The sequence below is a fragment of the Aeromicrobium sp. CTD01-1L150 genome, assembly GCF_041951745.1.
Classification (GTDB): Bacteria; Actinomycetota; Actinomycetes; order Propionibacteriales; family Nocardioidaceae; genus Aeromicrobium.
Map to the genome: position 1 here is coordinate 455,816 of NZ_CP169555.1, position 19,516 is coordinate 475,331.

The 19,516-nt window shown below is 71.7% G+C and carries 17 protein-coding genes and 2 riboswitches; of the genes, 9 read left to right on the top strand and 8 right to left on the bottom strand.

What is annotated here, in order from left to right; all coding sequences use genetic code 11:
• Positions 1-12: 12 nt before the first annotated feature.
• The 7 genes from ACEVFP_RS02215 to ACEVFP_RS02245 form a co-directional block, all read right to left on the bottom strand.
• Entirely contained in the window at positions 13-969 is a 957-nt protein-coding gene (locus ACEVFP_RS02215) for a cobalamin biosynthesis protein (protein WP_375001714.1), read from the bottom strand.
• A gap of 10 nt (positions 970-979) precedes the next feature.
• The gene (gene cobT, locus ACEVFP_RS02220) at positions 980-2,038 is read right to left on the bottom strand and encodes a nicotinate-nucleotide--dimethylbenzimidazole phosphoribosyltransferase (protein WP_375001715.1); all 1,059 of its coding nucleotides are present in this window, start codon (positions 2,036-2,038) and stop codon (positions 980-982) included.
• A gap of 56 nt (positions 2,039-2,094) precedes the next feature.
• Positions 2,095-2,159, bottom strand: a riboswitch (cobalamin riboswitch).
• 17 nt (positions 2,160-2,176) lie between these two features.
• On the bottom strand, positions 2,177-2,665 hold the full coding sequence (locus ACEVFP_RS02225; protein ID WP_375001716.1) for a histidine phosphatase family protein: 489 nt from the start codon (positions 2,663-2,665) through the stop codon (positions 2,177-2,179).
• Entirely contained in the window at positions 2,662-3,660 is a 999-nt protein-coding gene (gene cobA, locus ACEVFP_RS02230) for a uroporphyrinogen-III C-methyltransferase (RefSeq protein ID WP_375001717.1), read from the bottom strand. The genes ACEVFP_RS02225 and cobA overlap by 4 nt, the downstream gene beginning before the upstream one ends.
• 1 nt (position 3,661) lies before the next feature.
• Positions 3,662-6,382 carry a cobyrinate a,c-diamide synthase gene (locus ACEVFP_RS02235; RefSeq protein WP_375001718.1) on the bottom strand — a complete coding sequence of 907 codons (2,721 nt, stop codon included), beginning with the start codon at positions 6,380-6,382 and terminating at the stop codon, positions 3,662-3,664.
• The gene (gene cobO, locus ACEVFP_RS02240) at positions 6,376-6,990 is read right to left on the bottom strand and encodes a cob(I)yrinic acid a,c-diamide adenosyltransferase (RefSeq protein ID WP_375001719.1); all 615 of its coding nucleotides are present in this window, start codon (positions 6,988-6,990) and stop codon (positions 6,376-6,378) included. Before cobO ends, ACEVFP_RS02235 begins: the two co-directional genes overlap by 7 nt.
• Entirely contained in the window at positions 6,990-9,125 is a 2,136-nt protein-coding gene (locus ACEVFP_RS02245; RefSeq protein ID WP_375001720.1) for a VWA domain-containing protein, read from the bottom strand. The genes cobO and ACEVFP_RS02245 overlap by 1 nt, the downstream gene beginning before the upstream one ends.
• Positions 9,126-9,144: 19 nt before the next feature.
• A riboswitch (cobalamin riboswitch) is annotated at positions 9,145-9,303 on the bottom strand.
• A 307-nt stretch (positions 9,304-9,610) separates the two neighbouring features.
• Here ACEVFP_RS02245 and cbiE point away from each other — a divergent pair.
• The 4 genes from cbiE to ACEVFP_RS02265 all read left to right on the top strand — a co-directional run bounded on the left by cbiE (position 9,611) and on the right by ACEVFP_RS02265 (position 13,124).
• A complete protein-coding gene (gene cbiE / locus ACEVFP_RS02250) occupies positions 9,611-10,867 on the top strand; it encodes a precorrin-6y C5,15-methyltransferase (decarboxylating) subunit CbiE (RefSeq protein ID WP_375001721.1) in 1,257 nt (418 codons plus the stop codon).
• The gene (locus ACEVFP_RS02255) at positions 10,864-11,616 is read left to right on the top strand and encodes a cobalt-precorrin-4/precorrin-4 C(11)-methyltransferase (RefSeq protein ID WP_375001722.1); all 753 of its coding nucleotides are present in this window, start codon (positions 10,864-10,866) and stop codon (positions 11,614-11,616) included. Before cbiE ends, ACEVFP_RS02255 begins: the two co-directional genes overlap by 4 nt.
• Before the next feature lie 63 nt (positions 11,617-11,679).
• Positions 11,680-12,084 (top strand): MerR family transcriptional regulator, encoded by a 405-nt coding sequence (locus tag ACEVFP_RS02260; protein ID WP_375001723.1) that lies wholly within the window; start codon positions 11,680-11,682, stop codon positions 12,082-12,084.
• Positions 12,085-12,086: 2 nt separating this feature from the next.
• Complete coding sequence (locus ACEVFP_RS02265; RefSeq protein WP_375001724.1) at positions 12,087-13,124, top strand: aldo/keto reductase; 1,038 nt, start codon at positions 12,087-12,089, stop codon at positions 13,122-13,124.
• 13 nt (positions 13,125-13,137) lie between these two features.
• Here ACEVFP_RS02265 and ACEVFP_RS02270 read toward each other — a convergent pair whose 3' ends face one another.
• Complete coding sequence (locus ACEVFP_RS02270) at positions 13,138-13,707, bottom strand: hypothetical protein (protein ID WP_375001725.1); 570 nt, start codon at positions 13,705-13,707, stop codon at positions 13,138-13,140.
• A gap of 166 nt (positions 13,708-13,873) precedes the next feature.
• On the opposite strand from ACEVFP_RS02270, the gene dnaK reads away from it, so the two are divergent.
• From dnaK to gdhA, 5 genes are all read left to right on the top strand, one after another.
• Positions 13,874-15,820 carry a molecular chaperone DnaK gene (gene dnaK / locus ACEVFP_RS02275; RefSeq protein ID WP_375001726.1) on the top strand — a complete coding sequence of 649 codons (1,947 nt, stop codon included), beginning with the start codon at positions 13,874-13,876 and terminating at the stop codon, positions 15,818-15,820.
• A complete protein-coding gene (gene grpE, locus ACEVFP_RS02280) occupies positions 15,777-16,451 on the top strand; it encodes a nucleotide exchange factor GrpE (protein ID WP_375001727.1) in 675 nt (224 codons plus the stop codon). The genes dnaK and grpE overlap by 44 nt, the downstream gene beginning before the upstream one ends.
• 68 nt (positions 16,452-16,519) lie before the next feature.
• Positions 16,520-17,644 (top strand): molecular chaperone DnaJ, encoded by a 1,125-nt coding sequence (gene dnaJ / locus ACEVFP_RS02285; RefSeq protein WP_375001728.1) that lies wholly within the window; start codon positions 16,520-16,522, stop codon positions 17,642-17,644.
• A gap of 7 nt (positions 17,645-17,651) precedes the next feature.
• Complete coding sequence (locus ACEVFP_RS02290; protein ID WP_375003749.1) at positions 17,652-18,038, top strand: heat shock protein transcriptional repressor HspR; 387 nt, start codon at positions 17,652-17,654, stop codon at positions 18,036-18,038.
• Between the two features lie 55 nt (positions 18,039-18,093).
• Entirely contained in the window at positions 18,094-19,431 is a 1,338-nt protein-coding gene (gdhA, locus tag ACEVFP_RS02295) for an NADP-specific glutamate dehydrogenase (RefSeq protein ID WP_375001729.1), read from the top strand.
• Positions 19,432-19,516: the final 85 nt, after the last annotated feature.

A 19,516-nucleotide genomic window follows, 5' to 3' on the forward strand; every position in this document is an offset into this window, starting at 1 on the left:
CCCAGCCCCCCATCAGCCTCTGGTTGGGTGCCTGCGCTCCCACATCCGGGAGACAAGGACGGCCAGTCCGAGGGCGATGAGGTCCACGGCACGGGCCAGGCGCGTGGCCCGGGTGATGTCGGCCGTGGTCGGGGCCGGTCCGTCGCCCAGGGTGTGCCGGTCCTCGGTCTGCCCCTCATAGACGTTGACGCCCCCCAGCCGGACGTCCAGTGCACCCGCGAACGCCGCCTCCACCGGGCCCGCGTTGGGGCTCGGGTGGTGGGCGGCATCGCGACGCCAGGCCCGGGCGGCACCCTGCGACGACCCGCCGACGCACGGTGCCGCGAGGACGACCGACGCCGCAGCCACCCGTGACGGCACCAGGTTGAGGACGTCGTCCAGGCGCGCAGCCGCCCACCCGAAGCTCCGCAGCCGGGGTGTGCGGTGCCCGATCATGGCGTCCAGCGTGTTGGCGGCACGGTAGGCCAGCAGGCCTGGGACCCCGGCGACGCCGCCGGCGACCAGCGGTGCCACCACCGCGTCGGACGTGTTCTCCGCGACGGACTCGACCGTCGCCCGCGCGACGTCGGCCTCCGCCAGGTGGGCCGGGTCCCGCCCGACGAGGTGGGTGACCCGCTGCCGGGCCGCGGACAGGTCGTCGGCCTCGAGCAGGTCGCGCACGGCGTGGGCCTCGCGTTCCAGCGAGCGGCCGCCCAGCACCGCCCACGTGGCCAGCGCTGTCGTAGCCGTCTCGGCCGCGGGCCCCAGACGTCTGGCGCCCCGCTCGGCCACCGTGCCCAGCGCCCACGTGCCCCCGACGAGCACACCCACGTGGACGACGCCGGGCAGGCGACGGTCGGTGTACGTCCGCTCCTGCAGCGCGGTGGCGACCCGCCCGAACCCCGCCACCGGATGCCCACGTCGCGGGTCTCCCAGTGCGACGTCGAGGGCGACACCGAGCGCCAGGCCCCAGGCCCGTCCTCTCCTCATCGCACGAGGGTCACAGGACGTCGCGCAGCAGCGCCGTCTCGGTCAGCAGCAGCGCGGCGGAGCGCAGCAGCGGCACGGCGGCGACGGCACCGCTGCCCTCGCCGAGCCGCATCCCGACGTCGATGACCGGTTCCAGGCCGAGCTTGTCGAGCGCGAGCGACTGTGCGGGCTCGGTGGAACGGTGCCCCGCCACGAACCAGGCACTCGCGCCGGGGGCGAGCTCCTCGGCCGTGAGGGCGCACGCCACCGAGATGAGCCCGTCCAGGGCGACCGGGACGCCCGAGCGCGCGGCCTGCACGAGGAACCCGACGGTCGCGGCGAGGTCGGCGCTGCCCAGGGCCGTGAGCCGCTCGACCGGGTCGTCGGCGCGGTCACCGGCGCGGGTCAGTGCGGCGTCGATGAGTGCGGTCTTGTGCTCGAGCCCCGCCTCGTCGAGGCCGGTCCCGCGGCCGGTGACCTCGGCCGCCGGCAGCCCGAGCGCCGCGGCCACGAGGGCGGCACTGGGCGTCGTGTTGCCGATGCCCATGTCGCCGCCGACCAGCAGGTCTGCTCCGGCCGCGATCTCCTCCTCGGCCACCGTCGCGCCGACCGCGAGCGCCTTCTCGGTCTCTTCGTGCGTGAGGGCGTCCTCGAGGTGGATCGCGCCACTGCCGCGGCGGATCTTGTACGCCGTGACGGCCGGGTCGATCCCCTCGAGGTCGTCGTCGACCCCGAGGTCGAGGACCCGCAGGTGCACGTCGTGCTGCCGCGCCAGGACGCAGACCCCGGCCGTGCCCGCGGCGAACGTGCGCACCATGGCGGGGGTCACCGCGGACGGGTAGGCCGAGACGCCGTGCGCGGCGATGCCGTGGTCACCGGCGAGGACCACGGCGCGCACGGCCGACGGTCCGGTGGGTGGCACCTGTCCCTGGACGCCGGCGAGCCAGATGCCGAGCTCGCCGAGCCGTCCGAGCGCACCGGCCGGCGTGGCGAGGGCCGCGACCCGCTCCGTCGCCTCTGCGCGGACCGACGCATCGGGAGCGGTGACGGCCGGCCGGTCCGGCGTGGCGGTGGGATCGAGCTGACTCACGTGGGCCTCCTGAGGGATTCCTGCGTCCCGGTGACGGATGGGCTGTCCGCGTGAGGGTCTGACTTCACCCGATGAGCGGGTGTCACAGTAGCGCGACTGTGCCGGAGTTCCACCGGCTTCCTCCAGCGCGGACGGTCGTCAGCATAGGGCATCCAGCTGCCATGAGGCCGGCGTCGGGCGAGGGGTGAGACCGATGACGGAGGCGTTGGCCGGCACCGGCACCGACACCTCGGCCAGCAGGTGCGCCGCGTACGCGACGACGTCGCCGTGAGTCATCAGCAGGGTCCCCGGTGAGAGGTCGGCGGTCACCACGGCGCGGATCCGCTGCTCGACGGACTCCCATGGCTCGTCGAGGCCGCGCTCGAGGAGCAGCGGCTCCTCGCGGACCTGCAGACCGAGGCGGTCGGCGACGATGTCGGCGCTCTGCCGTGCTCGCCGTGCGGGAGAGGTGACGATCGCGCTCACCCGGACCTCGGGGTGTGCCTCGAGCAGACCCCCGGCGAGCAGCGTCGCGGTGGCAGCCACCTGGTGCCGGCCGCGTTCGGTGAGCGGCGGCCGAGGATCTTGTCCCTGCATCCGGCCGGCGGCGTTCCATGTGGACTCGCCGTGCCGCATCAGCAGGATCACGGCAGCTCGCCGATGTCTGCCACGGAGCCGATGATCGCGACGGCCGGCGGCCCGACGCCGGATCCCTCGCTGAGCGCGCTGATCGTGGAGACGGTGCCACGCACCCGCACCTGGCTGGGCAACGTGGCGTCGGCGATCACCATGGCGGGTGTCCCGGGGTCGAGCCCGTGCTCGGTGAGCGCCGCGCAGATGGCCGAGAGCGTTCGTACCCCCATGAGGACGACGATGGTGGTGCCCAGCCCGGCGAGGGCCGCGTAGTCGATCGTGGAGCCGGGGTCACCCGGGGGCAGGTGACCGGAGACGACGGTGAACCCCTGGGTGAGACCTCGATGCGTGACCGGCACCCCGGCCGAGGCAGGGGCGGCGATCGAGGACGAGACGCCCGGCACGACGCGCACCTCGACGCCGGCCTGGGCGCAGGCGATCGCCTCCTCGCCGCCGCGGCCGAAGACGAAGGGGTCGCCGCCCTTGAAGCGGACCACGTGCCGGCCGGCCTTGGCGCCCTCCACGAGCAGACGGTTGATCTCGGCCTGGTCGGTGCTGCGGCCGCCGGGGATCTTGCCGACGTCGATGATCTCGGCGTGCGGTGGCGCCCAGCGCAGCGAGGCCAGGGGGGCGAGCCGGTCGGCCACCACGACGTCGGCGGACTCCAGGGCCTCCCGGCCGGAGACGGTGACCAGCCCCGGGTCGCCAGGACCGCCGCCGACGAGGGTGACCAGCCCCGGTCCGGTGCGTAGCGGTGCGTCGTCGTGAGGGCGAGGACGGACGACGAGGTCGTGGGACGTGGGATCGCTGTCGTCGGGGTCGCGCCGCAGCAGCGTCACCAAGGATCGTGCGGCGAGGTCGTCGATGGCGGCGCACGTCTGCCGGGCCACGACGGTGACCTGTGCGCCGGCGTCCAGCAGTGCGCCGGCCTCGGCGGCCGCCGAGGCGTCACCGCCGATGACCAGCGCTCGCCGTCCGGTCACCTCGAAGGCTCTCGTGGGGGTGCTCATGTCAGCTCAGCCCGATCCCCAGGCTCGAGGTGTGCAGCGCGGCCAGCAGCCTGCGCGTCACGTCGGGACGGCGCACCGAGATGCGTACCCAGGACTCGTCGAGCCCGGGGAAGGTGTCGGCCCGGCGCACCGCGAACCCGGCCTCGCGCAGGCGCTCGTGCGCTCCGGGCCCGAGGCGCGCGAGGACGAACGGGGCGGGCCCCGGCACGTGCGGCACGCCCAGCTCGGTGAGGCCGTCGGTCAGGACGGCGCGGTTCCGCACGAGGGTGGTGGCTCGCGTGGCGGTCTCGGCGCGGGCCTGCTCGGAGGAGCAGGCGAGCATGGCGGCGATGGCCTGGGCCCCCACCGACCACGGTGTCTGCCGGGCACGCAGCGCGGCCACGACGTCGGGGTCGGCGAGCACGTAGCCGGCGCGTACGCCGGGCACGGACCAGAGCTTGGTGAGGCTGCGGACGACGACGAGCCCGGGTTGGCTGACCTCGGCGAGCGACTCGGGCTCCCCCGCCAGGCCGTCCATGAACGCCTCGTCCACCACGACGATCCGGCCGGGCCGACGCAGGGCCCGGACGGACTCGGCCGGGTGCAGGACGCCGGTGGGGTTGGTCGGGTTGCCCACCACGACGAGGTCGGCCTCCTCGGGAACCCTGTCCGACTCCAGGGCGAAGTGGGCGCCGGGGTCGCACAGGACGTGGTGGACGTCGTGACCGGCGCGCTGCAGGGCGACGTCGGGCTCGGTGAACTGGGGGTGCACGACGACGGGGCAGCGCCACGGCCGTAGACCGGCGATGAGGGTGAACGCCTCGGCGGCACCGGCGGTGGCCAGCACCTCCTCCACCCGGCGGCCGTGTCGGCGGGCGAGGGCCGACTCGGCCGCGCTCGGGTCTGGGTAGTGCGTGGGGTCGGCGTCCCTCAACGCGTCCTCGAGCCAGCCCGGGCGGGGGCCGTCGAAGGTGTTGACCGCGACGTCGACGAGCCCGTCGGTGACCTCGCGGTCGCCATGCCACGTGAGGTCGGGTGAGCTTGCTGGGGCGGCGTGGTTTCGATACGCCGGAGCGCCGCTCGTTCCGCCCCCACTCGCAGCGCTCGCGGGAGGTACCCCCAGCTCGCTCCGGCTACTCAACCACCGAGTAGGGGTAACGGAAGCCATGGATTGCGCAGGGTTCTCGGTGGTCCAGTGCGGTGTGGGGGTACCTCCCAGCACGGAGCTCTGCGGAGTGCTTGGGGGAGCGAGACCACGTCGACGCCGGGGCCCCTCGGGCAGCCCCGGGAAGGCTCGAGCGGCGGCGGCGAAGCGTCGCGCCATCTGCGGATGGCCGGCCCAGTGGGTGTGCAGGTAGGAGGCGTGCAGCGACCCGCCGGCGAACCCCGCAGGGCCCTGCGGCCCGGTCCACGCCGGCTCCGCACCCGCTGCCGGATCGACTACGGTGCGGTGGAACTCGTGCCCCGTGACGCGGGTGCCGGCGGCCGCGACCAGCGTGTCCTGGGGAGCCACCCACGACCGGTAGGCCAGCGTCAGGCGCGGCGTCATGGTGGCCGTGGCCTCGAGTGCCCCCACCATGGGTGCGCCGTCGACGCTGCGGCACAGGTACAGCAGGCCGGCGCACTCCGCGTACGTCGGGAGCCCGGCCGAGACGGCCGTCGCGAGGCTCGCCCGCAGCGGCTCGTTGGCCAAGAGCCCCGCGGCATGCACCTCCGGGAACCCGCCGCCGAGGTACAGCGCGCGGGTGCCCTCGGGCAGGGCCTCGTCCTGCAGGGGGTCGAAGACGGCGACGTCGCAGCCGAGCGCGGTGAGCATCTCGGTGGTCTCGGTGTAGCGGAACGTGAAGGCGCGGCCGCCGGCCACCGCCACCAGCGGCCTGTCGCCATGCGGGGCGGACGAGTCCGGGCTCGGTGGCTGCCAGGGCTCGGCGTCGAGAGCCGGTGCCGTACGGGCGAGGGCGACGATCCGCTCGAGGTCGACGGTGCGGGCGATGCTGTGGGCGAGCCTGTCCAGCGACTGGGCGGCGTCCTCCCGCTCGTCGGCCGGCACGAGGCCGAGGTGCCGCGACGGCGCCACGACGGCGTCGTCACGGAACAGCACACCCAGGATCGGGACGCCGGTCTGCTCCATGGCGCGGCACACCTCGTCGGCGTGGCGCTGCGAGCCGACCTTGTTGAGGATGACACCCACCACCCGGACCGAGGAGTCGAAGGTGACCATCCCGTGCACGACGGCGGCGATCGATCGGGAGGCGTGCGAGACGTCGACGACGAGCACCACGGGACTCGCGGTGACCTGGGCGACGTGAGCCGTCGACGCGAACCCGTCGCCGCCGATCTGCCCGTCGTGCAGGCCCATGACGCCCTCGATGATCGCGAGGTCTGCGTTCGACGTCGCCCAGGGCCCGGCACCCCCGCCGGTGTTCGTCGCCGCCGAGGGCCCGACATCCCTGCCCGCGCCCGCGCCGTGCGCCAGCATCGGGGCGAGACGTTCCTCGCCCAGCAGGTGCGGGTCGAGGTTGCGGCCCGGGCGTCCCGTGGCCAGGGCGTGGTAGCCGGGATCGATGTAGTCGGGGCCGACCTTGTGCCCGGAGACCACGTGACCGGCCCGTGCCAGTGCGGCCATGAGGCCGGTGGCGACGGTGGTCTTTCCGTGCCCGGACGCGGGTGCGGCGATCACCAGACGCGGCAGGCCCCCGGCCGGGGTGCCGTGTGGTGGGCGGTGGACGGTACCGGCTACCACTCGATCCCCCGTTGACCCTTCTGGCCGCGGTCGAACGGGTGCTTGACGTGCTGCATCTCGGTGACCAGGTCGGCGATCTCGATGAGCTCGGGTGCGGCGCGGCGACCGGTGACCACGACGTGCTGGCGACCGGGTCGTCCGGTGAGGGTCGCGATGACGTCGTCGGTCTCGACCCAGCCGCGTTCCATCAGGTAGGTGAACTCATCGAGCACGTAGAGGTCGTGCTGCTCCTCGGCGAGACGACGCTTGACCTCCGCCCAGCCGTCGGCGGCCTCCTCGGCGTGGTCGGTCTCGGTGCCCTGCTTGCGCGACCAGGACCAGCCGGCGCCCATCTTGTGCCACTGCACCGGTCCGCCCTCCCCGGTCTGCTCGTGCAGCTCGCCGAGGCGTTCCAGCACGGTCTGCTCGCCGATGCGCCACTTGGCGGACTTGACGAACTGGAAGACGCCGATGCTCCAGCCTTGGTTCCAGCCGCGCAGGGCCAGACCGAACGCGGCGGTGGACTTGCCCTTGCCGTCGCCGGTGTTGACCGCCAGCAGCGGCCGGTTGCGTCGTTGTCTGGTGGTGAGGCCGTCGTCCGGGACGACCGTCGGCTGCCCCTGTGGCATCAGGCGGTGCTCCTTTCCGCGTCTGGCCCGCAATCGCCCCGGATGACGCCGGTGAGTGCCTCGGCGCTCACCTCGCCGAGGGGCACGTGCTGGGCGCGCAGGTGTTCGGCCAGGCGCACACCGAGTCCGAGCCGGAACCGGCCGGTCTCGCAGTCCACCACGACGCTCGCGACTCCCGTGTCCGCCAGGTGCTCGGCCACCTGGTGGGCCCGGCGCAGTGGGTCGACGCCCTGCGTGGCCCGGCCGTCGGTGACCACCACGAGCAGCGGGCGACGGCGTGGGTCGCGCACCAGCTCCCGCCGCAGCGTCTCGTGGGCCTGCAGGAGCCCCTCGGCCAGTGGGGTGCGGCCGCCGGCCGGCAGGTCCTCCATCCGCCGAGCGGCGATGTCCACCGACGACGTCGGCGGCAGGGCGAGCTCGGCGCCGTCGGCGCGGAACGTCACCAGCCCCACCTTGTCGCGTCGCTGGTAGGCGTCGAGCAGCAGCGACAGGATGGCCGTCTTGACCTGTTCCATGCGTTTGCGGGCGGCCATCGACCCCGACGCGTCGACGCAGAACAGCACGAGGTTGGACTCGTGGCCCTCCCGCACCGCGATGCGCAGGTCGTCGGCGCGGAACTGGATGCGACGGCCGTCGCTCGGGTCGGTGCCATCTTCCGCCTGCCGCCGCACGGCTTGGTGCGGTGCGGCGGCACGGATGGTCTCGGTGAGGTGGATGCCGCCACCGCCCTGGCCGGCCCGCCCGGCGCCGATGCGCCGCCCGGTCGACGTCAGGGCGCGTGAGCGGCGTCCGGACTCCCCGGCGCCGGTCCCGTGCACCGTGAACAGCTTGGGGCGGTAGGGCTGTTGGGCGTTCACGACGCTCGTGGGCTGCTGCCCACCGGGCGCGGCGTCCTCCTCGGGCTCGGCCTCGGTGGGGTGGCGCGGAGGTTCGCTCTCGTCCTTCGGTTCCGCTTCCTGCTGAGCCTGTTCCTCGCTCGCTGAGCTCGTGGGAGGTGCCTGCGCTTCTGACTCCGATGACTCCGACTCATCTGGCGTCTCTGTCGAGTCGTCAGGCTCTGCGGGATCGGGACTGCTGTCCGGGTCCTCGTCGGGACCAGGTGGCGGGGGTTCGTCGTCGCCGAGGATCTCATCGAGCAGGTCCTCGTCGATGCCGGGAGCGTCAAAGGGGTTGCGGCGTCGCCGGTGCGGCAGGGACAGCAGCGCTGCGGCACGGATGTCCTCGCGGAGCACCTCCAGCCGGCCGTTCCATGCTGCGTGGGCGGCCGCGGCGCGGGCGGTGACGATGTCGGCGCGCATCCCGTCGACGTCGAAGGCGGCGCACACCTGGGCGATCTTGAGCAGTGCCCAGTCGCTGGGTTCCACCTTGTCCACCAGGCTCTGGGCGGAGCGGATGCGGGCGGTGAGGTCCGCCTCGGAGTCGGCGAAGCGAGTGGCGAAGCCGTCCGGGTCCGTCTCGTAGGCGATGCGGCGCCGCACCACCTCCACGCGGGTGGCCGGGTCACGCGGCGCGGCCACCTCGACGGTGAGACCGAAGCGGTCCAGCAGCTGTGGACGCAGCTCGCCCTCCTCGGGGTTCATCGTGCCCACGAGCACGAAGTGCGCGGCGTGCTCGACCGAGACGCCGTCGCGCTCGACGGTCGAGCGCCCCATGGCGGCGGCGTCGAGCAGGAGGTCCACGAGGTGGTCGTGCAGCAGGTTGACCTCGTCGACGTAGAGGATCCCGCGGTGGGCCTTGGCCAGCAGCCCGGGCTCGTAGGTGGTGAGGCCCTCGCTGAGCGCCTTCTCCAGGTGCAGCGACCCCAGGACACGGTCCTCGGTGGCGCCGACGGGGAGCTCGACGAGGCGGACCGGCCGGGTCTCGACCTTGGGGTCGGGGCCGAACGGCCCGTCGGGTGAGAGCGGGTTGCGCTCGGCGGGGTCGGTGGAGAACCGGTCGCCGGCGATGACGTCGATGGGCGGCAGCACTGACGCGAGGGCGCGCACCATCGTGGACTTGGCGGTGCCCTTCTCCCCCCGCACGAGGACGCCGCCGACGGCGGGGGAGATGGTGGTGAGGACGAGGGCGAGCGCCATGTCGTCGAGGTCGTCCGGGTCGGCTCCGACGACGGCGCTGAAGGGGTAGTGCTGTGGCATGAGGGCTCCCGCTCGATCTGCCATGCGGTCAGCCCGAGGCCGGTCTTCGGACTTCCCGCCCTGCGCCCGGTGGAGCGTGGAGCGGGTCACCGCAGCGGACCCTGTGCCGGACTCTCACCGGCTTCCCGATTCTCCCGGCCGTCACGGACGGTCGGGCACCTCGAGCTGTTGGACGTCCTCAGGCTACCGCTGACCCCGTGCGCTCCGGTCAACGAGTCCTCATCCGGCTCGCGAGTCACTTAGTAACGGGCCGCGAGTCACTTAGTGACGGGCCGCGAGTCACTTAGTGACGGGCCGCGAGTCACTCAAGAACGGCCGCGAGTCACTCAGTGACGGGTTGGGCGTCCCGCGGTGACTCCTCGGGGGTCCCGCGGTGACTCCTCGGGGGTCCCGCAGTGACTCCCCGGGTGTGACGGAGTGACTCGCGAGGGTCGACGTGGACGGTCGCACCGGAGCACGCTGACCTTGCGTTAGTGTCCCGGCTCATGGCGAACATCATCACGGTCGTGGGCATCGGTGCGGACGGATGGGGCGGGCTCGACCAGCAGCGGCGTGATGTCGTGGAGGGTGCCGACGTCGTGCTCGGTGGGGCGCGTCACCTGGCGCTGCTGCCGGAGAGCGTCGCGGCCGAGCGGGTGCAGTGGCCCAGTCCGCTGCGGGATCAGCTCCCCTCCCTCGTGGAGTCCTTGGAGGGCGACGTCGTCGCACTGGCCTCCGGTGACCCGCTGCTGGCGGGCGTCGGGGCGACGCTCGTGGACCTGCTCGGCCCCGACGCGGTGACGATCCTGCCCGGGGTCTCCTCGGTCTCCTTGGCCCTGGCGAGGATGCGCTGGGCCGCCGACGACGTCCTGGTGCTGCGGCACCACCAGGACCTCCTGCGGCACCTGCGTGAGGGCATACGCGCCGTGGTGCTCTCCGCGGACGAGACCACCCCTGCGGCCCTGGCCGAGGCCCTGGCGGGCGCCGGCTACGGAGCCAGCTCGCTGGCCGTCCACTCCGACCTCGGCGGACCCGACGAGGCCGTCCACCGCGGCCTGGCTGCGTCCTGGGGTGGGCAGGAGGTGCCTCGACTCAACCTCGTGACGGTGCAGGTGCGCAGCTCCGGTGGCCGTGTGCTGCCGCTCGTGCCCGGTCTGCCCGACGACGCGTTCGAGCACGATGGCCAGATCACCAAGCGTGACGTGCGCGCCAGCGCTCTGGCCCGGCTCGCCCCGGGGCCGGGTCTGCTGTGGGACGTCGGCGCGGGCGCGGGATCGGTCGGCATCGAGTGGTCCCGCGAGCATGCCGAGGCCCGCGCGCTCGCGGTGGAGGTTCGTGCGGATCGGGCCGAGCGCATCGAGCGCAACGCGGTGGCGCTCGGGGCTCCGGACGTGCAGGTCGTGACCGGAGAGGCGCCCGCCGTGCTGGAGGGCCTGCAGGCCCCTGATGCGGTGTTCGTGGGCGGCGGCGCCACGGACCCGGGTCTGCTCCCCACCTGCTGGAGCGCCCTGCGTCCCGGTGGCCGGATCGTGGTGCACGGCGTCACCCTGGAGACCGAGCAGATCCTCACCGAGTGGTACCAGCGTCACGGGGGTGAGCTCACCCGTCTGCACGTCGAGCACGCTGGGCCGATCGGCCGGTTCACGGGCTGGAGCCCGGCCCGTGCCGTCACGCAGTGGGCTGCCGTCAAGCCCGAGGACGATGCCGTCCCTGCCGAGGATCCGGCGGCCGAGCCGTCGGACCAGGTCGAGGACGCCCGGTGACCGTTCACGTCGTCGGCGCCGGTCCCGGTGCCGCAGACCTGCTGACTGTTCGGGCGGTGCGGCTGCTGGAGCGTGCCGACGTCTGCGTCTACGCCGGCACGTATGTCGATGCGGTCCTGGAGCACTGCCGGGCCGACGCGCGGCTGGTGGACACCCAGGGCCTGGACCTGGACCAGATCACCGAGGTGCTCGTGCAGGCCCACGGCGACGGACTGCAGGTGGTGCGGCTCTGCTCGGGCGACCCGTCCCTGTACTCGGCCCTGCACGAGCAGACACGCCGCCTCGATGCGGCCGAGGTGCCGTGGCAGGTCACGCCGGGGGTTCCCGCCTACGCCGCGGCGGCCGCTCGTCTCGGGGTGGAGCTGACCGTGCCGGAGGTGGTGCAGTCGGTGGTGCTGACCCGCACGCAGGCCCGTTCCACGGCGATGCCGGACGCCGAGTCGCTGGATGCCTTCGCGGCCACGGGCGCCACGATCGTCCTGCACCTGGCCATCACCCGCACCCGCGAGCTGGCCGCTGAGCTGGCCGAGCGGCTGGGCGGGGACGTTCCCGTGGCGGTCGTCGCCAACGCGACACAGGAACGAGAGGTGGTGCTGCGCGGCACCCTCGCCGACATCGCCGAGACGGTGGAGCAGGCCGGTCTGCGCCAGGCAGCGGTCATCCTCATCGGTCCGGCCGTCGGCACGCCTGACGGGGCCGAGTCGTGGCTCTACTCCTCGGCCAGGGACCGCAGCGCCAAGCGCCCCTGACCCAGGACACGGTCACGGGCCTCGTCTTGACCTCGAGTGCGCTCGAAGGGCGATGATGGGCCGATGGAGCTGACGATCGCCGAGGTCGCTGAACGGACTGGGCTGACGGTGCACACCCTGCGGTACTACGAGCGGGACGGGCTGTTGCTGGAGCCGGTCACCCGCGATGCATCCGGTCGGCGTCGCTACGGAGCCGACGACGTGCGCTGGATCGAGATGATCGCGTGCTTGCGCTCCACCGGCATGGGCATCAGCGGTGTGCGTCGCTACGCCGAGCTGGTGCGCCGTGGCGAGGGCAGCGAGTCCGAGCGGCTGGCCCTGCTGCGGGCGCATCGTGAGGAGGTGCTCGCCCAGCTGGCGGTGATGACCCAGCACCTCGGCAGCATCGAGTACAAGATCGACCTCTACGAGCAGACGCTCGACACCCAGGGCTTGACTTCGAGCGCGCTCAAAGGCGTTGGCTCGTGAGCATGACTGTCAACGACACCAGCACCACCACACCCCGCACCACCAGGTTGGGCACCGCCGCCCCGCTCACCGTCTCGGCCCTCGGGCTGGGCTGCATGGGCATGTCGGAGTTCTACGGCACGCGCGACCAGGCAGAGGCCACCCGGACCATCCACCGCGCCCTCGACCTCGGCGTCACCTTCCTCGACACCGCGGACATGTACGGCCCCTTCACCAACGAGCGACTGGTGGGAGCGGCGATCTCCTCCAGCGCCCAGGGACGCGACGCGGTGCAACTCGCCACGAAGTTCGGCAACGAGCGGCTCCCCGACGGCACGATGGTCGGCGTCAACGGACGTCCGGAGTACGTCCGTTCCGCGTGCGACGCGTCGCTGCAGCGTCTCGGCGTCGACGTCATCGACCTCTACTACCAGCATCGCGTGGACTTCTCGGTCCCGATCGAGGAGACGGTGGGTGCCATGAAGGAGCTCGTCGACGCTGGCAAGGTCCGGTTCCTCGGTCTGTCGGAGGCCGGGCCCCAGACCATTCGCCGTGCGCACGGCGTCCACCCGATCACCGCCCTGCAGACCGAGTACTCGTTGTTCACGCGCGACCTCGAGGACGCGGTGTGGCCGGTCCTCGCTGAGCTGGGCATCGGCCTGGTGCCGTACTCGCCGCTGGGCCGGGGGCTGCTCACCGGCGCCATCACGAGCGCGTCGGACCTGACGGAGGACGACTCCCGTTCCTCCGGCTACTTCCCGCGTTTCCAGGGCGAGGCGCTCGATGCCAACCTGGCGCTCGTGGCGCGGGTCCGCGAGGTCAGCGATCGCCTCGGCTGCACGCCGGGCCAGCTCGCCCTCGCGTGGGTGCTCGCCCGTTCCGGTGATGAGGTGGCCGTGGCGCCGATCCCCGGGACCAAGCGGACGAGCTACCTCCAGGAGAACGTCGGTGCGCTCGACGTCGAGCTCACACCCGAGCTGGTGGCCGAGCTCGACGCCGCGGTGCCGCGCTCGGAGGTCGCCGGCGAGCGGTACGGCGACATGTCCTCGATCGACGCCTGAACGGCCGCTCGGCTCAGGCCCACGCCCACGTCTGCATGACGCTGTCGGCGAGCTCGGACCGCTCGTCCTCGGGGGTGTCCCCGGCGAAGGAGAAGGTGACGACCCAGCCCTGGTCGTCGACCACGGTGTAGTACTGGTTGACGACGTAGGTGACGCCGTTCTGGTCGGCGCCGGCCGCCACGACCACCCAGTCGTCGAAGGTGCCGATCTTGCGAGGCTCGTCGTAGCCGCCCTGGCTGAGGGCGTCGACGTTGGCGTCGGCGTACTCCTCGGCGGTGCCGTCGAAGGCGTTGGGCTCGCGCACGACGTTGACGTTGTCGTTGAAGTCGGAGTCCGAGGACTGGGCGGCGTAGGCGATCTCGGGATCGAAGCCGGGGATGTCGTCGGTGACGTCGTTCCAGCCCTCGGGGGCGGTGAAGCTGAAGTCGTCGGTGCTGGCCGTCTCGCCGGAGGCTGCCTCGACGGAGGTCGTCGGCTCGTCGGTGCCGTTGTCGGCGTCGGAGTCGTCCGAGCCGCCTCCGCAGGCAGCGAGGAGGGTGGCGGCGGTCAAGGCGGCGGCGAGGCGCAGGGGCAGAGATCTCATGGCCATAGCGTATGGCCTGCGTTCCCGGGCCTGCATCGAGGTCGGTGGAAGGGAATGAACCGGGCTGGATCAAGGTTGATATGGTCAGACTCAAGTCAGTTGACCCGGATGTGGCAACGGCTTCTCGACCTTTCATGCAGCATCCCCACACACAGGAGGAACCACCATGGCACGTGCCGTCGGAATCGACCTCGGCACGACGAACTCCGTCGTCGCCGTCCTCGAGGGTGGCGAGCCCACCGTCATCGCCAACGCCGAGGGCGCCCGCACCACCCCGTCGGTGGTGGCCTTCGCCAAGGACGGCGAGGTCCTGGCCGGCGAGGTCGCCAAGCGTCAGGGCGTCACCAACGTCGATCGCACCATCCGCTCGGTCAAGCGCCACATGGGCACGGACTGGAGCACGGAGGTCGACGACAAGACGTTCAACTCCCAGCAGATCAGCGCCTTCGTGCTGCAGAAGCTCAAGCGCGACGCGGAGGCATACCTGGGCGAGTCGGTCACCGACGCCGTCATCACGGTGCCGGCCTACTTCAACGACCACCAGCGCCAGGCCACCAAGGAGGCCGGTGAGATCGCCGGCCTGAACGTCAGCCGCATCATCAACGAGCCCACCGCGGCCGCGCTGGCCTACGGGCTGGACAAGGGCGAGGACCAGACCATCCTCGTCTTCGACCTCGGCGGCGGCACGTTCGACGTGTCCCTGCTGGAGATCGGCGAGGGCGTCATCGAGGTCAAGGCCACCAGCGGCGACAACCACCTCGGTGGTGACGACTGGGACGACGCCGTCGTGGACTGGCTGGTCTCGACGTTCAAGTCCAAGACCGGCATCGACCTCACCAAGGACAAGATGGCGATGCCGCGCATCCAGGAGGCCGCCGAGCGGGCCAAGATCGAGCTGTCCAGCTCCTCGAGCACGTCGATCAACCTGCCGTACATCACGGTGCAGGACGGCAGCCCGGTCTTCCTCGATGAGACGCTGAGCCGCAGCGAGTTCGAGAAGATCACCGCCGACCTGCTGGAGCGCACCAAGGCGCCCTTCAACAACGTGATCAAGGACGCCGGGATCAACGTCTCCGGCATCGACCACGTCGTGCTCGTGGGTGGTTCCACCCGCATGCCCGCCGTCACCGAGCTGGTCAAGCAGCTCACCGGCGGCAAGGAGCCCAACAAGGGCGTCAACCCCGATGAGGTCGTCGCGATCGGCGCGGCCCTGCAGGCGGGCGTCCTCAAGGGCGAGGTCAAGGACGTGCTCCTGCTGGACGTCACCCCGCTGAGCCTGGGCATCGAGACCAAGGGCGGCGTGATGACCAAGCTCATCGAGCGCAACACCACGATCCCGACCAAGCGGAGCGAGGTGTTCACCACGGCCGACGACAACCAGCCGTCCGTGGCGATCCAGGTCTACCAAGGCGAGCGAGAGATGGCCTCCGGCAACCAGCTGCTGGCCACCTTCGAGCTCACCGGCCTGCCACCGGCGCCCCGTGGCGTGCCGCAGATCGAGGTCACCTTCGACATCGACGCCAACGGCATCGTCAACGTCTCGGCCAAGGACCGGGGCACCGGCAAGGAGCAGTCGATGACCATCACGGGCGGCTCGGCGCTGTCCAAGGAGGAGATCGACAAGATGGTCAAGGACGCCGAGGAGTACGCCGAGGAGGACCGCAAGCGTCGCGAGAGCGTCGAGACCCGCAACCAGGCCGAGGCTCTGGTGCACTCCACCGAGAAGTTCATCGACGAGAACGGCGACAAGGTGGGCGACGACGTCAAGTCCGAGGTCCAGGCCGATGTCGACGCTCTCAAGCAGGCGCTCGAGGGCGAGGACAACGAGGCCGTCCAGGCCGCGGTCACCAAGCTCGGTGAGTCCAGCTCCAAGATGGGCGAGGCCATGTACGCCGCGGCCGCCGCCGAGCAGGAGGCCGCCGGTGACGCTGCCGGTGGCGAGGACACCACCTCCGGCGACGACGACGTCGTGGACGCCGAGATCGTCGACGAGGAGTCGATGAGTCCGCCGACGAGGAGTCCAAGTGACGGCAGGCCCCGAGAAGTCCGACACCCCAGCGGACGACCACGTGGACCCGAGCCAGGAGGCTACTCAGGGCAAGCCGGCGGCTGAGGCGGACGACTCCGCCGAGGCCGCCGGCCCCCCGGCCGACCAGCCGGTCAGCGAGCCGACTGTCGAGGGTGTCGACGCCGGACAGGACGACGGCGAGCCGTCGCTGGAGCACGAGCCCTTCGGTACGCCGCCGGGTTCCGGTTCGGTTGAGGAGCAGCTCGCGGCTACTCAGGACGAGCTCGCCGAGCGCACGGCGGACCTGCAGCGGGTCCATGCGGAGTACCAGAACTACCGCAAGCGGGTGGAGCGCGATCGTGCCCAAGCCCGTACGCAGGGCGCCTCCGCGGTGCTGAGGTCGCTGCTCACGGTCCTGGACGACATCGGTCGTGCCGAGCAGCACGGCGAGCTGGAGGGCGGCTTCAAGGCGGTGGCCGACCAGCTGCGTCAGGTGGTGGCCGCGCAGGGTCTGGAATCCTTTGGCGTCGAGGGTGAGGAGTTCGACCCGCGTCTGCACGAGGCCCTGTTCCAGGCTGGCGAGTCGGCAGAGGTCACCAGCACCACGGTGGCCACCGTCGTACGCACCGGCTACCGCGTGGGCGAGGAGATCCTGCGCGACGCCCAGGTGGGGGTGCTGGCCCCGGCCAGCACCGAACCGGAGCAGGCCGAGGAGGCATCCGACGAGGAGGAGTGACGGAACGTCCACGTCCCACCGCAGAAGAGAACCCAACCACGGACAACCCGAACCGAAAGGGGTGAGCAATGAGCGCCAGTGACTGGTCCAGCAAGGACTTCTACGCGACCCTGGGCGTGTCCAAGGACGCCTCGCAGGCCGACATCAAGAAGGCCTACCGGACGCTCGCGCGCGACAACCACCCCGACTCCAACCCCGGTAACAAGGCCGCCGAGGACCGCTTCAAGGAGGTCTCGGAGGCGTACGCCGTGCTCTCCAACGCCGAGAAGCGCAAGGAGTACGACGAGCAGCGCACGCTGTTCGGTCAGTTCAGGGGCCGGCCCCCAGGCGGGGGTCCCGGGCCGTGGGCGGGCGACGGCACCGAGTTCGACCTCGGTGACCTGCTGGGCGGCATCTTCGGTGGCGGCCGGGGTCGTGGCCGCAGTGCTCCCGGGCGCCGCGGTGACGACATCGAGACCGAGGCCACGATCACCTTCCAGCAGGCGGTCGACGGGGCCACGTTGCCACTGCGGATGACCAGCGACGAGGCGTGCGGCACCTGCCACGGCACCGGCGCCAAGCCCGGCACCGTGCCCAAGGTGTGCAGCAAGTGCCAGGGCAGTGGCATGCAGACGGGCACCTCCGGTGGCGTGTTCGCCATGACGGAGCCGTGCTCGCAGTGCCGCGGCCGCGGCATGGTGGTGGAGCACCCGTGCGAGACGTGCCGGGGATCGGGACGCTCTCCGGCGAGCCGCACGATGCAGGTGCGGGTGCCGGCCGGCGTCAAGGACGGACAGCGCATCCGGCTCAAGGGCAAGGGTGGCCGTGGCGAGCGCGGCGGACCGGACGGCGACCTCTACCTCGTGGTGCACGTGGAGTCGCACAGCCTGTTCGGCCGCAAGGGCCGGAACCTCACGATCACGGTGCCGGTGGCCTTCGACGAGGCGGCGCTCGGCGCCCAGATCCAGGTGCCGACGCTGGACGGTCCGTCGGTCCGGTTGAAGATCCCGGCCGGGACGCCGAACGGGCGTACCTTCCGCGCCAAGGGCAAGGGCGGCGTCACCGCGTCGGGGGGTCGCGGCGACCTCCTGGTCACTGTCGACGTCCAGGTGCCGACCGAGCTGTCGCCGCAGGAGCGGACAGCCGTCGAGGCGTTGCGTGAGGCCCGGGGCAGCACCGATCCGCGAGCCAGTCTGACCGAGCAGGTGGGCTGAGATGTCCATGGACTTCACACCGCCGGGACCTGAGGCCAAGGTGTTCGTGATCAGTGTGGCGGCCGAGCTGTCGGGACTGCACCCGCAGACGCTGCGCACCTACGACCGGCTCGGCATCGTGGAGGCTGGACGCACCGGTGGGGGTGGGCGACGCTACTCGCTGCGCGACATCGAGCTGCTGCGGACGGTGGCTCGCCTGACCGCCGAGGGCTTGGGGCTGGAGGGCGTCAAGCGCGTGATCGAGCTGGAGAACCAGGTGGCCGCGCTGCAGGAGAAGGTGGCCGAGCTGCAGGCCGAGCTGGCCACCGCCCACCAGGCGCTGGGCACGGTGCAGAACCTGCCGGTGCTCGCCGCCCAGACCCACCTGATGCTCTGGCGGCGCTCCGGCCGCTGATGTGGCCGGGCCCCCACCCGGTGCTCACCAGCTGTCCACGGGGATGATGGGGATCATGGTCGATCCCACGTTGCAGAGCCTGTTCGACGAGGTCGTCGCGCGCAACCCCGGCGAGGACGAGTTCCATCAAGCCGTCCGAGAGGTCCTGGACAGCCTCACGCCGGTGGCCGGAAAGCATCCCGAGTACGCCTCGGTGATCCAGCGGCTGTGCGAGCCGGAGCGCCAGATCATCTTCCGGGTGCCGTGGGTGGACGACTCCAACACCGTCCGCATCAACCGCGGCTTCCGGGTGGAGTTCAACTCCGCGCTCGGCCCCTACAAGGGCGGGCTGCGTTTCCACCCCAGTGTCTACCTGGGCATCGTGAAGTTCCTCGGCTTCGAGCAGATCTTCAAGAACGCGCTGACGGGGCTGCCGATCGGTGGTGGCAAGGGCGGCAGCGACTTCGACCCCAAGGGATGCTCGGAGGGCGAGGTCATGCGTTTCTGCCAGTCGTACATGACCGAGCTGTACCGCCACATCGGTGAGTACACCGACGTCCCGGCCGGTGACATCGGTGTGGGTGGTCGCGAGGTCGGCTACCTGTTCGGGCAGTACAAGCGGATCACCAACCGTTACGAGTCCGGCGTGTTCACGGGCAAGGGGATGGCCTGGGGCGGTTCGCAGGTGCGGACCGAGGCCACCGGGTTCGGCACGGTGTTCTTCGTCGAGGAGATGCTCAAGGCCTCCGGCCAGTCCTTCGACGGGCGTCGCGTCGTGGTCTCGGGTGCGGGCAACGTCGCGGTCCATGCGATCGAGAAGGTGCACCAGCTCGGTGGCACCGTCGTGGCCTGCTCGGACTCCTCCGGGTACGTCGTCGACGAGGAGGGCATCGACCTCGGGCTGTTGAGACAGGTCAAGGAGGTTGAGCGAGGCCGCATGGCCGACTACGTCGAGCGTCGGGGGCAGGGCGCCCATCTGGTGAGCGACGGCTCCATCTGGGACGTGCCGTGCGACGTCGCGCTGCCGTGTGCCACGCAGAACGAGCTGGACGAGAGGGCCGCGAGCGCGCTGGTCCACAACGGCTGTCTGGTGGTGGCCGAGGGCGCCAACATGCCGACGACGCCGGCGGCGCTCGCCGTGCTGCGTGAGGCCGGGGTGCGGTTCGGTCCCGGCAAGGCGGCCAACGCCGGTGGCGTGGCCACGAGTGCGCTGGAGATGCAGCAGAACGCCTCACGCGACTCGTGGTCCTTCGAGTACACCGAGAACCGGCTCGGTGAGATCATGCGGGGGATCCATGACCGTTGCCTGGAGACGGCCGATGAGTACGGGATGCCCGACGACTACGTCGCGGGTGCCAACATCGCCGGGTTCACGCACGTGGCCGATGCGATGCTCGCCTTCGGCGTGATCTGAGCGCTGGACCCACCGACCGAGGTCACCAGCTGACGTCGATCTCCAGCGCTCGGCGGGCGGGTGCCACCGGCATGCGTACCGGGGT